The following is a 15,080-nucleotide window of genomic DNA, read 5'->3' as shown; positions in this document are numbered from 1 at the left end:
TATTACTTCCCCATATTCTTTATTTCTAAGTGTAAGTAAGTAGTAAGTAGGGTGCGTTATGGCTTCAGCCTAACGCACCGCCAAAAACTAACTATTGGCTGGGAGATGTCGCATTTGGTACTGAATTTTGGTTTTTATTTTGATCGCTGCGGTTGTGATCGTAAAAAATTATTATAAAGGAAGCGATCGCAGCTGCTCCCAAGAAAATCATTCCAGGAAGTAACCAGATTTCCCCTCTATTCCGATGAACTTTATTTTTATCAGGCTTAACAGAGGGTATATTTGGTTCCAAACTCTTGGGTTGCTGACTCAAAGCACGACTTTGAATAATAGGACTTTGCTTTTGATTATTGCTGATTTGAGGTGTTTGATTCAGGGTTTCGTAGGTATCTTTAACTTCTTGTTTATCTAGTTTCTCTAATTCCCTGATTTCGTGCCATAACGGGTGACGTTGTATTAGCCAACGCTGGACTAATTCTATTTTTACTTTATTTCCTTGCTCGTTTAAAAAGCCCTTTAATGTTAGTTCTTCAGTTAATTTTTCTAACAAATCTCTAGACAACACATCTTGATGACTTTTAAGTAGCATCAATGGGTCTTTTTCTAGCTCTTGGTCATTTTTTTCAAGAGTTATTTTTTGCGCCTCAGCCACGGCAGAAAAAACTACCTTTTCTGTTACAGATAAAGCTTCCCAGTACCATGCAAAGCCAGCTTCTGCAAGCTCAACTGCCTTATCTATAATATTTTCTACATCTTCTTGGGCAACTTCCCATTTTTGGAGTTCTCTAGCTCTACTGAAAACCGCAAAACATAAAATTTGAATGAAATAAGGATGTCCTGCCGATAAATCTGTAATTGCTTGTATGGCTGTTGGTTCGTAACTTAAAGAACCCCCAACAGGTTCGATAATCAGCTGCTTAATGCTTTCGTTATCTAATAACCCAACTCTTGCGACTGGTACTTTGGGAAATATTTTCAACAAATTTGATATATCTGCTGGTTTCCTCCCGGCAAATATTATCACAAATAATTTGGAATTTTTATGGGCAATATTTTTTAATTGCTTGAATAATGATTCAAGTTCTACGCCGATATGTTTATTGTTTAAAGCATCAAATTCATCTAAAAGTAATACCAAATTCTGATCTTTTAGATGTTCATAAATTTTAGGTAAAAATTTAGCACAAAAAATATCTTTTTCTTCCTCTATCTGTTGAGCTTTGGGAATTGCTACTTTGTCTGGAGGTATTTCTAATTGTTCAACAATAGTTTCTGCTAAATTCTCTAAGAGGTTTTCTAGTTTATCTTGGCTATGATATTCTAAATCAAAGCTGACAAAAGCAAAGTTATCAACTTTGACAAGTTGAGGAATATTCTGAAGTAAAGATGACTTACCTATACGTCGTTGACCATGCAGTAGTATGACTTTTTCACCTTGTCTCAGATTTTCTTCAATAAACGCTATTTGCTTCTGTCGTCCAAAAAATGTTTTCGGTTCATTAATGGGGCGACCGATAACATAGGGGTTTCTCTGAGATTTTAGTTGTATCATAATAATATCTGCGATGGGTCTAGTGAGCATGTGATTTGTTAGCCATATCCCCATTAAGCTATTGCACCAGGAGAAATTCTTGAAGCAGAAGCTTTCGTTTAGTTTTTACGCACAAACTTCATTATAACATGGCTTGCGTTGGCTGACTAATGCATATGCATCTTAAGTTAGTTTTCCCTCTTTTTACTCTGCATTAACAAACCGACCATCTTGAACCGTAATTAAAGTTGCCTCTTTGTTAATTTCTCTGGATGGATCAAATTTCAACTGCTCTCCAGAAGTGTTTTCTGAAAGATTGATTTTTGGTAAATTTTTTAAAACTGTTACCCTAGATACTTCCGGGGATAGTTTGAAAGACTCAATCAGAGCTTGGGTAGCGTCAAAGCTGGTTGCAGTGCGCCAACTCACACCACCACCCCATTGTTTTTCAGCTTCTTGTGCAAATCTCTGTGATTTTGGTGCATCTCGAAACCAAGGTACAGCTAAAATCAAACCTTCTAGAGTATTAGCAACCTCTGGTTTATAGAGAGAATCACCTGCTAAGACTTTGATCTGTTTGACATTATTGCTTTTTGTCAGATTGTCATTGTAAGTCTTTGCAATCTTCATAGCAACTTCAATATTATCTGTATCTGGAAACAATGCTATTGCTTCTACTAAGGGATCGTCTATTAACTTTTGTACTTCTTGCTCTACATCTAGATTTGGATCAGCTAAGTTAATGCATGAAGAAGGAACTACTCCTTCACGCTGATTTTTGAAAAATGTAAGTCTAAATTCTTCTTTAAGACTTCTACTATATGAATCGAGGGGATTACAGAAAATTATTATTTTTTGGAAGTTATTTTTTAATGCATATTTAGCTAGCTTTTCACCACTCGCCTTGTCTGAAGGTAAAATTCTAAAAAATACAGAACCTTGTAAGTCTATACTAGTGCTAGTAGGTGATACGATTGCTAAATTAGCTATTGTATATATAGGCAAAGCTGCGTTAGTGACTTTGCTAGAACCATGTCCGATGACTCCTAATATTGATTTATCTTGTACTAGTTCCTGGGCTATTTGTTTTGCTATATCTTCGTTGTTATCATCGTCAGCAATCACAATCTCTATTAATCGATCTTGAAATCGATTTGGTTGGTTAAACTGATTTTGCGCTTGTGCTACCCCACGTAATATTTCTTGAGCAGAGTTTGTTCTTTTTTGGGCTGGTACTACAACTGCCAAAGTTAAAGGATTGCCCTTTTGGCGGGCAAGAGCGTTATTGTAGTAAATTAGTATCTCAGGATCATTAGGATTCTTCTTGACAGCTTCTTCAAAGTGCTGTGCAGCTACTTTCGTGTTTTTAAAGCTGTTAATACCTCGATCGCGATCGCTATTTTGTATGCTTGTAAATAAAGTGCGATCGCCTCTACTCATACTATTACTAATTGGATTACTAATTTTCTTATTTGGATTGGGCTTATTTGAAGTAATAGAAGTAATACTATTCCTATTTATACAACTTCCATCTAAAGATTTTTGTTGTTCTGCTGTGCAATTAGTTAATAAATAACGACCAACAAACATACTTCCAATACCACTAATTAATCCTATAAAAATTAATTTCACTAACCTAGAGTTCGGCTTGATTAAATTTCTCAGATAATTAATGCTAGTACTCATTATATGAGTACTAGCTTGATAAGCTTTTATTTCTGCTAGTTTCTGTTGAGCTAAAGTATTTCCAAGTTGAATTTGTAAAATTTTTTCATATTGCTGCTTGGCTGCTACGTAATTTCTTTTAATGATTAACCAATGTCCATAACGATTTAATGCTTCTAAAAATTGTTGTTGATACCTTCCTGAATCTAATTTGTAAACTCGCTCATAAAGCTTTAAAGCTTTATCAAAATTTTCTACTTCCAAGTATTTTTCTGCTAGTTCTACGATAGTGCTGAAGTGATTGGGATTTAGCTGTAAAACCTGTTCGTAAATCGCTAATGCTGCATCCTGCTGTTTCTCTCCCATCCAACAACAACGAGCCACAGGCAATAGTTGGTTAATATTGTTTTCTTGTAGTGTCTCCAAAGTCCTGATTTCATTCCTTAATGGATGACATTGCAGTAACCAAAGACGCACTAATTCTACTTTCAGTTTTACTGGATTGCTATCCAAAAAACCCTTATTAATTAATAATTGAATTGCTTCTTCCAAAGAATCTGTTAGCACAAGTCCATAGGCTTCAAGTAACTTTAAAGGATTTTCTATAGTATTATTTTCTTGAGCTTCCGCCACTGCTGAAATTACTACTTTTTCCGGGATACTTAGTCCTTGACAAATACTATCTAATCCACCTTCAGCAGTATTAATCGCGTTGGGTATGGCTTCAAGCACATAATCGGGTACTATCTTACTCTGGCTAAGATTATTTTCATTTCTTACTAGCTGAAAAATTTGATAACATAAGGCTTGTGTACATAAAGGATGTCCTGATGAAATTTTTAAAATTTCTGCGATTGTTTTTTCCTGATATTCCAAAATCTGAGCGGCAGGTTGAGTAATTAGCTGTTGAGCATCGTTGTTATCCAATAAACCTATTTCATAAAATGGTGCGCCTCTAAATGATTGCATCAAGTTTGGCATAGCATTGAGATATCTTCCAACTACTGCAATCACAAACAATTCTTCCTGTTGTCTAACCAAGGTTTCTAAAAAGCGTAAAAATCCCACAGTATTTTCTGTGTCGTTATGACTAACAACATCAAATTCATCTAACAATAAAACTAGTTTTTTATTATCTAGTTTCTCGTCAACTTGTGCTAAGACTCTCCTGTTGAAAATTCGGCGAATATTTTCTAAATTTGCATTTAATAAAGGTTCCAGAATATTTGTGTTTAATTCAAGATGTTGAAAAATTTCCCTAGCGATCGCATACAATATTTGATTTAGACTCGCAGAACCGTATTCTTGCAAATCGCAAGGCACAAAAACAAATTCATCTGGAGATACGAAAAGGGGAATATTTCTGAGTACAGAAGATTTTCCTATACGTCTTTGACCATGTAATAAAATAAATTGTGCATTCTGTTGCAAACTATCTGCTATATTTGTAAAAAGAATTTCTCGCCCGAAAAACTCGTCTGGCATTTGAACAGGACGACCAACAATGTAAGGGTTTCTGATGTAAGAATTTTGTGAGTTTGGAGACATTCGGGTTTTGCTGCTTCTAAAGTATTTGACGTTTAATTTTTAGTTTTGTATATTTACGAGATGATATTGATACTTTTGTAGTATGGATATCTAATCCATCGTGAAATTGTTGAACATGGCAAAATACCGGTACCACAATCATCTTGAAATTGGTAACGCCGAATTCTTACAGGGAATTAAGTATATTTTAAATATTACATGATTACGGGGGTATCTTGTAAGCGCTTAATAACCTTGCTTTTTCGAGCAAAGTACGCCAAAAAGTGTAGTGCGTTCGCTAAAAAACTGTCCCAGGGAGTAGATTGATATACTGGAACCTCTGGGAAAGTCAGGTTAGAATCTCTAGCAAAGTTTAAATCTGAAGTGGAAATATGAAAACTGCTGAAAAATTGGCTGCCGGTTGGCTACTGACACTCGGATTCATGTTTTTAACGTTATCAGCATCAGCAGCAATTGAAAAATTTGCTACACGTAAAGTTTATATACCAGTGAAAGATGCCTATGATTTTTCCGCACCAAACGCTAGCTATCAAGATGATAATACTGTTGCTGGTGGTCTAATTTTTGGCGTCCCTACTCTCACACTAGGAGCATGGTTAGCATTGGGATTGTATCGTCAAAGTCGGCAAGAGAAAAAGGCACTTAATCAACAACGTAGCGATCGCCTGCAATCTCTTTTTTATGACATGCTAGAAGAAAATCATGGACGTGTGACTGTTTTAGGCTTTGCTATGCAATCACAACTACCCGCACCCGACGCCAGACAATATTTAGATCAAAAAGCTAAAGAATTTAATGCAAACTTTAAAGTGAATGAAGAAGGGGCTGTATCATATCATTTTGATGTCTAATTGTCATTAGTCATTTGTCTTTTGTTAGTTGTCATTTGTTATTTGTTATTTACTAATGACCAATGACTAATTTACCAACTTACGGCTAAGTCTAATGACGCAAATTTTCTTGAGCATAGCTGCTGTTTTAGGCGGTTTGTCAGTTGCTGCTGGTGCTTTTGCTTCCCATGCCTTACGAGAAAAAATTAGTGAGCGCTCACTAGAAATTTTTGAAACTGGCGCTCGTTACCTTTTATCATCTGCGACAATTCATAGACTACAAAGCGGTTAAGTTTAGCGTAAAACTGGTTCTTGTTGACCCGCACTACACCTCGCAAACTTGCCACAACTGTTTGCATATTCATCCTGTGAAGTGTGAATCGTATCGCAGTGGTAAGAAGTTTGCTTGTGGTCATTGTGGGTGGATTGGTGACGCTAATTTGAATGGGGCGAAAAACATTTCTGCAATTGGGGCTGTGATTGTAAACCAGCCTCGTGGTTCGGGATTATCTTGTAAGTTAGATGTGCGTATCGGGAGAAAGACTGAGTACGTGCAACTAAACTTATTTGATATTTCTAGGGCTTCTCAAAGCTCCCACCTCAGCCGTTATGCAGGTGGGAGTAGTTTACGCATTTAACCTTGTTGCCAATATTTATAAGCAGCGTAGGCCATAGTCACAACCCCGGTCATAATGGCAGATTCATCAACTTCAAATTGGGGATGGTGTAATGGGTGGTTAATGATTCTTTCTTTGTAGCCTACACCCAAGCGAAACATCGAACCGGGGGCGTGTTCTAAATACATAGAAAAATCTTCAGCACCAAGGGAAGGTTCGGGTAAGACTTGAACGCGATCGCTACTCCAAGCTTCTTCTGCGGCTGATTGCAATAATTGGGTCAGACTATAATCGTTTTGCACGCTGGGTACGCCCTGACGATAATTGACTTGATAACTTGCCCCATAAGCACGGCAGATATTAGCTACAATATTTTCGATCCAATTTGGCAGATGGGCACGGGTTTCAGGGTGGAGCGATCGCACTGTTCCCAATAACTGTACTTTATCAGCAATGACATTCGGCGCTCTGCCACCATTAATCTTGCCGATGCTCAACACCACAGGACGCAAAGGATTCTGTGTCCGGCTGATGGCTTGTTGCAATCCAGTAATAACTTGAGCCGCAACCCAAATAGCATCAATGGCCTCATGGGGACGTGCCCCATGTCCAGATTCGCCAATAATCAAAATTTCTAAATCATCAGCAGCAGCAGTCAACGCCCCATAACGCACGCCAATAGAACCTGCGGGTATAGAAGGGAAAACATGAACCCCTAATATAGCTGAGACGTTTGTCATCGCCCCATCTTTCACCATCCAGTTTGCCCCTTGGGAAATTTCCTCGGCTGGCTGAAATAAAAACCGCACTTTACCACCCAACTCCTCTGCTATTTGGGAGAGTATCATTGCCGTTCCTAATCCCACTGTGGTGTGGACATCGTGACCGCAAGCGTGCATCACACCAGCTGCACCAGAGGCGTATTCCAAATCAGTGCCCTCTTGAATTGGCAAAGCATCCATATCGGTGCGAATTGCCAATAAACTGTCATTTTGGCTAGTATTTTGCAGTTCTCCAATGACGCCTGTTTTACCAACCCCTTCTTGCACATGCAAACCACTGGAAGATAAAACACCAGCTACAAAGGCAGCTGTTTGGTATTCCTGACCGCTAAGTTCTGGGTGAGAGTGAATGTGGCGGCGAATTTCAATTAAGCGAGGTGCTAGTTTTGCTGCTAAGTCTTTAATACGAGTAAGCATCGATATCAATTAATCTACAGGCTTGCTTCCATGATAAAGAACTGTTAACAAACAAAAAAGCGATATATTTGGGGATTGGGCATTGGGCTTTGAGTTAGGAAAACTCTTCGCTAGTCCCCACTCCCCAGTCCCTAGTCCCCAGTCCCCAGTCCCCAACTCTATTTTCCGTAGCAGGTAGTGCCTGGAGTGTTTTCGGGTTTGAACTCGTTACATTCTCTGGTATTTTGACGCTCTAACGACCAGCTGTAGGGTTTGTCGGAGGTAACAACACCATTGCTCAAAGTTGTGAGTCGGTAGTTTGCCGCCCGAAAATTGGTAAACAGCAAGGTGGCATCCTTTAAGTTTGCTGCTTCTAAATTAGCGCTCATGAAACCGGCATAGGACAGATTGGCTTTTTCTAGGGATGCTGATTTCAAGTTTGCACCCGTTAAAGAAGCACCAGTGAGATTCGCCGAATTTAGAATTGCACCTTCTAAATTTGCACCTGTTAGATCGGCATTTGTGAGATTAGCTTGAGATAATGTCGCACCACTCAAGTTTGCCCCCCGCAAAATTGCTCCAGTTAGATTCACTTGAGTTAGGTCAGCACCACTCAAATCACACCTGGGACAAGCATTTGTTGCCTTCAACTGATCTAAGTCTTGTACGTTTGATGCAAAGGTCTGCCCCGCAAAGCCGAAACCAGCTAACAAAGAGACGGTGGCGACAATCTTAAGTTTCATATTTGTTACAGATATTTACAATTATGACAAATTTACACTGGGTACTGTCATAATTACATATGAAACCGGTCAAGTGAATAACCGGAATGAAGCATTGATTAAGAAGGTATGAATATACTATAAATTCTTGCGGTAAGACTACTCAAAGTGAAATCTAAGCTATACAATCGAGTCGTAAGGAACTATACCGAACCATTTATAGACTACCACATATGTGATCCCCCTAGCTCGATGAAAAAGACGACTAGGGGGATCTTGTTTTTGGGTAATTAACAGGGAGTGAGGGAGATGAGGGAGATGAGGGAGATGAGGGAGCAGGGGAAGCAGGGGAAGCAGGGGAAGCAGGGGGAGCAGGGGAAGCAGGGGAGGTAGGGGGAGAATATCTCCCTATTCCCTATTCCCTACTCCCTACTCCCCAGTCCCCAATCCCCAATCCCTTTCACCGCCATCCCAAAAGACGCAATCCAGGCACAATTAGGTAAAAACTCACTCCTAACCAGAAACTGAGAAACCAGCCTACAGAACCAAAAAAAATCAGAGGCTTGTACAGCTCTGGCCAGCCCGGTTGACTGGAAAATTCCAACATTTGAGGTGCTATGTTCAAAAGAATCAAAGCTGCATAGCCGATCGCACTACCAAAGGCAGCGAACACGGCGTACACTATATGATGGCTGCGAAGTCCTAAACTTAAGGTAAGTAGGGAAACTCCCACTAAAATCACTGCTACTAAGCCTTCGCCGCTGTTTTTTGGGGTGATCAATTGCAAAATCAACCAACCAAAGCCGTAGCTAATCATGCCCATCAACGACGCTACTAAAAATCGCCGCCGTTGACCAAAACACCCAGATACTGTCAGTCCCCACGCGGTTCCCCAACCCGCAGCAACAAAGACCAAAATATCTGCCCCGAAGGTGGGTTGAGTATTTGGAACTAATTGGTTTGCCTGAGTCAAAAGAAATTCTACAATCCGAGACCCCAAGCTTGTGCGATAGGCCAAAATAAAACCAGCGATCGCACCAAAACAAGCACCAATACTAGTCAGCATCATCGCCCAAATCGTCGCCAAACAAGCTCGGAGAATTTTCAGGATTGTCTGAGCAATAAATATAATGGTTTGATTTACAGCTTGGCTAAATTGACCTAAAGCTTGTTGAACAGTTTGTCTTAGCAGTGTCAATTTCTGGGAAGCCTGGTTTGAAGCAAGCTTCAGGTTGTCTCGCAGTCGAGAAAATAACCCCGGCGACGGTAATGGTTGAGAAATCTTTGCTAGACGTTTTTCAATCATCGCTGCATTTATTGGACGCGATCGCACATCTTCCTGTACCATCTCATCCAGCAAGTCTGCTAATTGCGGGTTGACATTCGCTTCAGTTCGCCAGCGCAACTCCCCTGTTTGCTGATCTTCCAAGTCCAGCGGATACTTGCCCGTTAGTAATTCAATCATCGTTCGACCAAGGGCATAAAAATCAGTACTCGGTCCCACAATTCCTCCAGTCACTTGTTCTGGTGGACTGTAGCCAGAAGAAAATAATCGGGTGGAACTAGACCGAGAACCCACTTTTGAGGCGCTAACTTGTTTTGCTCCTCCAAAATCAATTAATACGAGGCGATCGCTTTTTGTTTCTCCTCCAACCAATGGTACAGTTGGTGAAGAGGTATCCAGCATCAAATTAGAAGGTTTGATATCTCGGTGAATAATTTGACGTTTGTGTAATTCCTGTAAAATTTCTACAGCTTGGGCGAACCAGTTTAAAACCAAATCCTCTGGACACCCTTGCGGATATTTTTTTAATATCTCCTCTAAAGTCTGCCCATTGATTTTTTCCATTACCAGACAAGGCAGTTGGTGTGGTTTGGGATTGAACAAATTTACCTGAAAATACCCATCGGCTTCAACTCTGGGCACACCCGGATGATGTATTCTAGATAAAACTTCCGCTTCTTGGGTAAATAATTCCAGTGCTTTTGGTGAATCTTCTACCAACACTTTCAGCACTTTCTCGGTTTGAGTTTTTTCATCCCAAATCGTGTAAATTTGAGCAAATCCTCCCGAACCCAACGCCTGAAGTGGAATATAGCGGTCTAACAACTGTAGCGGTGCGCCACAACTGTTGCAAAATTTGTTTCCCCAAGGCTGAGGATAAGGACGTTGACAATCAGGATTTATGCAGTGAACCTTAGAAAAACTGTACATCAACGCTTTTGGGCATAATGAATGCTAAGATGCTCGCTTGATGCTCAAATACCCTACTTTCAGCATTTGAGTATAAAAAATAGTATAAATTTATACTAAAACATACTCGACCGATGCTCACCTTCTGAGGGAAAGGAGAATAAAAGCTTATGTCTATCTTAAATGGTAGAACTTCTCCATGCTCATACAGCGTATTTCAGGTAAATGAAGTACACGGGTAGGGACACAGCCATGTTCATAACTACAATAATTCTGTAATGGAAAATAGCCGTTGTCTGTCTATTTTTTGCAGCTTGAGTTTTTCGGTGTAGAAAGCCTGATAATAAAATTGATATTTCTCTGGTTCGGCTTCAGGATCGGTTTGCTGCCATAGTTCCAAAAAGTGGCGATAGCGTTTTTCCAGCATTACCAAATCCATGCAAGCGATCGCAGCTTGCACCACTTGCGGAGTCCGAAGTATTTCTGTCTTCCATTTCTCGTTCAAATGAAACAGATGCGATATTAATCCCAAATCTTCTGATAATTCTAAATATCTATTTTGCAGAGTCGAAATTAAATCTACTTGTTCCACCGTTGTTTCTAAAATCTGTCGCCATAAAAATCGATGGTGAGAAAGGCTAAATTGCAAATCTCGTTCTTCTAGTTCGTCAATAATGGCTTGACGCTGTTGGGGACAATGCAAGTAAATTCTCAGTAATAATGCTTCGGCGTGTTCTAAAAGGCTGCGATCGCTAGGGAGTGGGGAGTGGGGAGTGGGGAGTGGGGAAAGTTTTTCATTTCCCCATGCTTTTCTCGCTGATACAGGTTTGGAATATGTAGGCGCAGGGGGAGCAATTTGAGTTAATAAATTTTCGACTCGTAGGGGTATAAGTCTGGTATCACCTAAGCTGAGTATTTCTGCACAATAAGAAACATAATAATTTCGTGTATCGCTGTTAGCTATATTTTTGAGTAATTTAACTATTTGCTGAGTTACTTGTTGAAAATCGGTAGCTTGTTTTAAGTCCCGATTTTGAAGAACTCGTTGAATTTGCCAGTCCAGCCAAAGGGGCGCATTTGCTAACAGTTCTGTATAATCTTCTGGTGTTCGCTCACGCAAGTATTCATCAGCATCTTTGCCATTGGGTAGATTGAGAATTTTTAGCTGAACTTCTCCTTTATATGCTAGTTCGGCAATTTCACCGATCGCTCTTTCGGCTGCATTGGTTCCAGCTTTATCGGCATCAAAGTTGAGTACTAGTTGTTTCGATTCGGTATAGCGTAATACTAGCCGCACTTGTTCTAAGCTTAAGGCTGTACCAAGGGAGGCGACGGCGTTATTAATTCCAGCTGCGTGAAGAGCGATCGCATCAAAATATCCCTCTACCACCACCGCTTGATCGAGTTGGGAAATCCCAGTTTTGGCTAGATCGAGGGCAAATAATGTTTTCCCTTTGCTAAAAAGTTCGGTTTCTGGTGAATTTAAATATTTGGGTTGTTCGTCAGTCAGAGTTCTACCACCAAAAGCAATCACGCGTCCTTGAACATCGCGGATGGGAATCATTAGGCGATCGCGGAACACATCATAATAACCGCCGCCTTCTTTGCGGGGCTTAATCAATCCCGCTTTTTCCACCAGTTGCGCTGGGTAATGTTTGTCTTCCACTAAGTAGCGAGAGAGAGTTTCCCAACCTGCGGGGGCGTAACCTAAACCAAACTGCTGTATAGTTTCTTCTTGAAGTTTGCGGTTAGATTGCAGATATTGAATTGCCTTTTGCCCTTGGGATTGTCTGAGGGCGTGTTGATAAAACTGGGCGGATGTTGCCAGAACTTCATATAATTGTTCACGCAAAGACAGCTGACGCTGTAATTCTTGGCGTTGTTCGGGTTCCAGAGTTTGTACAGGTACTTGGTAACGCCGTGCTAAATCCAGCACTACCTCAGCAAAAGAACGCTTTCCCAAGTCCATGACAAACTTGATCGCATTTCCCCCGGCTTGACAGCCGAAGCAATAGTACATTTGTTTGGTCGGGCTGACGGTGAAACTGGGACTTTTCTCATCGTGGAAGGGGCATAAACCGACAAAATCCTTGCCACGCTTGCGTAAAACTACGTACTCTGATACGACATCTACAATATCAGCGCGTAGTTTAACTGACTCAATTGTGTCTGGGTGTAAGCGGGGGATTTGCATATTTAGCCATTATTCATAATTGATTATATTTTGCCGCAATCTTCAACTAGGGCGCACCACATTAATCAATTTACCTGTGAAGGATTCCTCGATAAAATTGTAAATGTAGCCTGAGAAAACATTAGAGGATTTACATCCGTGACACTCAAAGAGTTAAAACAACAACTTCTTGCCCTCAGTCCTGGTGAAAAAGTGCAGGCTATACAGTTACTTGCTCAAAGTCTTGGCAGCAATTGGCAAGGAATTGAGAAAACTCCTAGAGTCTGTGGTGGAGAAGCTCGCATCGCTAAAACTCGTATTCCCCTCTGGGTACTTGTAGAAGCTCGCCGTCTTGGATATAGTGATGCTGACCTTTTGACGAGTTATCCAACCATTACAGCTACAGATTTAGCTAATGCTTGGATATATGCAGAAGCTAACCCCGATGAAATCGAATTAGCAATTGAGCGTAATGAGGTAGCCTAGTCGATGGCACGGTTTTACGCAGACGAGCAGTTTCCGTTCCCGGTTGTGGAATTATTACGTACTTTGGGACATGATGTTTTGACAGTCCAAGAAGCTGGAAATGCAGATCGAGGTATACCTGATAACGAAGTGCTGGCATTTGCTACAAGTCAAGAACGCTCGATATTAACTATCAACAGAGATGATTTTATCCGTTTGCATCGTCGTGATTCTAACCACTTCGGTATTATTGTTTGCACGAACAATCGTAATTGGGAACAGTTTGCAGCACGGATAGATGAGGCTGTGACAGCAGAAGAACCGTTGCAAGGAAAACTAATTCGCGTGGTACGTCCAGTCACTTAAAAATGTTTTGATGGAACGCGCAAACTTGAGATATTGAGATGCGATCGCACTAACGCCATTGAGCAGCAGTAGATTGCCTTTTCAACCACACCATAATCTTTGGATTAGTGCTGATTGTGCCGTACTAATACAATACCCGTCCCTAGTCCCCAATTTCCAATCCCCAACTTTGGAGAAATAACAAAGGACAAATGACTTTGGACTTCTGATAGCTATTATATTGTTGTTGCTGTGCCACCAACTATGTCTAAAATTGCTTACGCTTAATTTTATCAGAGGAAATACTGAAGATGGGACGTATTTTTATCTCGGCGGCTCACGGAGGGAAAGAAGCTGGAGGAATTGATCCGGGTGCGATCGCAGGTGGTACAACTGAAGCTAAAGAAATGATTCTGTTGCGGGATTTAATTGTCACAGAACTGCGGGCGCGGAATTTTGAGATTTTAGCAGTTCCTGATGATTTGAGTGCCGCTCAAACCATCACCTGGATCAATTCTCGTGGGGGACGGGGTGATGTGGCGCTAGAAATTCAATCTGATGCAGCTAGCAGTCCTTCTGTACGTGGGGCTAGTGTTTTCTACATTGCCAACAATACTGAGCGCAAAAGCAATGCTGAACAGTTGCTGGTGGGGTTGTTGCGCCGAGTACCCCAATTACCAAATCGCGGAGTCAAGCCAGATACAGATAGTGGATTGGGGAGTTTGGCATTCTGTCGCCGGACGACGATTCCAGCTTTGTTGATGCAAGTGGGGTTTCTTAGCAGTCCAGAGGATCGGGCTTTGCTGCAAAGTCGTCGCCGCGATTTTGCTTTGGGAATTGCTGATGGATTGGCAACTTGGAGTCGTGTAATTGACCCTACTGGAACTCCGACAGAACCGACTTACGCAGCAATTAATATTAATATTAATGGACAAAATTATTCAGAACAAGGAATTTTAGTTAATGGTAATGCTTATATTCCTATTGATTTAGTAGACCGTCTACGAATAGATTTATCAAAAGCGCCTAATGTGAATCGAATTACCTATCGTAGAATAGTGTATGTCAAAGCGATCGAACTGCGGGATTTTAATGTTGCAGTCGGCTGGGATGCTGCAACTCGTACTGTCAGCTTGCGATCGAATTTAATAGTTTGTGCTGGTCAAATGGATCGGGTAATGTCGAACGGTAATACTTCAGAAGTACAGTTACAACTATTTCTAAGAAATAATAATCAAAATGCTTTGGCAAAGTTTCCTGACATCTCAAAACTTTATCGGGAAGAAGCGGGTATAGAGGGGGTAAATTATGATATTGCTTTTTGCCAAATGTGTGTAGAAACTGGATTTTTACGGTTTGGCGGCGATATTAAACCTGAGCAAAATAACTTTGCCGGCTTGGGTGCGATCGGTGGCGGTTCGGAGGCTGCATCTTTTTCCAGTGCCAGAATTGGGGTAAGGGCGCACATCCAACATTTAAAAGCTTACGCTAGTTTAGAACCTTTGGTACAGGAAGTAGTAGATCCCAGGTTTCGCTTTGTGACGCGGGGAATTGCACCATTAATTGACCAACTATCAGGGCGTTGGTCAGCAGATTTGGATTATGGGGCAAGAATTACAGCAATGCTAAAACGATTGTATGAGTCAGCAGGACTTCTTTAAGTTTTGAGTAACTTTTTCTAGGAATTTTATAGGGCTTTGTCGTTGAAAAGGATATTCAGAAAGCAGAATTCAGGAGTCAGAAGTTACTTTTAACTACAAATGATAACAATAATTCTTACAACTTAAATATATTGATTGCTACATGAGGTAG

The 15,080-nt window shown here is 40.7% G+C and carries 11 protein-coding genes and 1 pseudogene; 6 read left to right on the top strand and 6 right to left on the bottom strand.

The window, feature by feature from the left end; genetic code table 11:
* Positions 1 to 91: 91 nt before the first annotated feature.
* Positions 92 to 1,552, bottom strand: a complete 1,461-nt coding sequence (locus IQ276_RS27795) for an AAA family ATPase (protein WP_193919662.1) — start codon at positions 1,550 to 1,552, stop codon at positions 92 to 94.
* A gap of 183 nt (positions 1,553 to 1,735) precedes the next feature.
* Positions 1,736 to 4,744: an ABC transporter substrate-binding protein gene (locus IQ276_RS27790; RefSeq protein ID WP_193919660.1), complete on the bottom strand. Its 3,009-nt coding sequence runs from the start codon at positions 4,742 to 4,744 to the stop codon at positions 1,736 to 1,738.
* A 371-nt stretch (positions 4,745 to 5,115) separates the two neighbouring features.
* Between IQ276_RS27790 and IQ276_RS27785 the strand changes: the two genes are divergently transcribed.
* The 3 genes and pseudogenes from IQ276_RS27785 to IQ276_RS27775 all read left to right on the top strand — a co-directional run bounded on the left by IQ276_RS27785 (position 5,116) and on the right by IQ276_RS27775 (position 6,212).
* Entirely contained in the window at positions 5,116 to 5,595 is a 480-nt protein-coding gene (locus tag IQ276_RS27785; RefSeq protein ID WP_193919658.1) for a hypothetical protein, read from the top strand.
* A 94-nt stretch (positions 5,596 to 5,689) separates the two neighbouring features.
* Positions 5,690 to 5,839, top strand: a pseudogene (locus IQ276_RS27780) (DUF423 domain-containing protein); the annotation flags it as partial.
* Positions 5,805 to 6,212 (top strand): zinc ribbon domain-containing protein, encoded by a 408-nt coding sequence (locus tag IQ276_RS27775; RefSeq protein WP_228043258.1) that lies wholly within the window; start codon positions 5,805 to 5,807, stop codon positions 6,210 to 6,212. The pseudogene IQ276_RS27780 and the gene IQ276_RS27775, both read left to right, overlap by 35 nt.
* Here IQ276_RS27775 and IQ276_RS27770 read toward each other — a convergent pair.
* The 4 genes from IQ276_RS27770 to dnaG form a co-directional block, all read right to left on the bottom strand.
* Entirely contained in the window at positions 6,209 to 7,390 is a 1,182-nt protein-coding gene (locus IQ276_RS27770; RefSeq protein ID WP_193919656.1) for a M20 family metallopeptidase, read from the bottom strand. The two genes, IQ276_RS27775 and IQ276_RS27770, sit on opposite strands and share 4 nt — an antisense overlap.
* A gap of 158 nt (positions 7,391 to 7,548) precedes the next feature.
* A complete protein-coding gene (locus IQ276_RS27765) occupies positions 7,549 to 8,112 on the bottom strand; it encodes a pentapeptide repeat-containing protein (protein ID WP_193919654.1) in 564 nt (187 codons plus the stop codon).
* Positions 8,113 to 8,551: 439 nt separating this feature from the next.
* A complete protein-coding gene (locus IQ276_RS27760) occupies positions 8,552 to 10,306 on the bottom strand; it encodes a serine/threonine protein kinase (protein WP_235116035.1) in 1,755 nt (584 codons plus the stop codon).
* Between the two features lie 241 nt (positions 10,307 to 10,547).
* Positions 10,548 to 12,479 carry a DNA primase gene (gene dnaG / locus IQ276_RS27755; protein ID WP_235116034.1) on the bottom strand — a complete coding sequence of 644 codons (1,932 nt, stop codon included), beginning with the start codon at positions 12,477 to 12,479 and terminating at the stop codon, positions 10,548 to 10,550.
* Between the two features lie 138 nt (positions 12,480 to 12,617).
* On the opposite strand from dnaG, the gene IQ276_RS27750 reads away from it, so the two are divergent.
* The 3 genes from IQ276_RS27750 to tftA all read left to right on the top strand — a co-directional run bounded on the left by IQ276_RS27750 (position 12,618) and on the right by tftA (position 14,929).
* Positions 12,618 to 12,944, top strand: a complete 327-nt coding sequence (locus IQ276_RS27750) for a DUF433 domain-containing protein (protein WP_193915367.1) — start codon at positions 12,618 to 12,620, stop codon at positions 12,942 to 12,944.
* 3 nt (positions 12,945 to 12,947) lie between these two features.
* Complete coding sequence (locus IQ276_RS27745) at positions 12,948 to 13,289, top strand: DUF5615 family PIN-like protein (RefSeq protein WP_193915365.1); 342 nt, start codon at positions 12,948 to 12,950, stop codon at positions 13,287 to 13,289.
* 290 nt (positions 13,290 to 13,579) lie between these two features.
* Positions 13,580 to 14,929: a hormogonium tapered terminus morphoprotein TftA gene (gene tftA, locus IQ276_RS27740; protein WP_193915363.1), complete on the top strand. Its 1,350-nt coding sequence runs from the start codon at positions 13,580 to 13,582 to the stop codon at positions 14,927 to 14,929.
* Positions 14,930 to 15,080 lie beyond the last annotated feature (151 nt).

The organism is Desmonostoc muscorum LEGE 12446 (assembly GCF_015207005.2).
Classification (GTDB): domain Bacteria; phylum Cyanobacteriota; class Cyanobacteriia; order Cyanobacteriales; family Nostocaceae; genus Nostoc; species Nostoc muscorum.
Note: the sequence above shows the minus strand (reverse complement) of the source record. Positions and strands in the feature narration are given on the sequence as shown.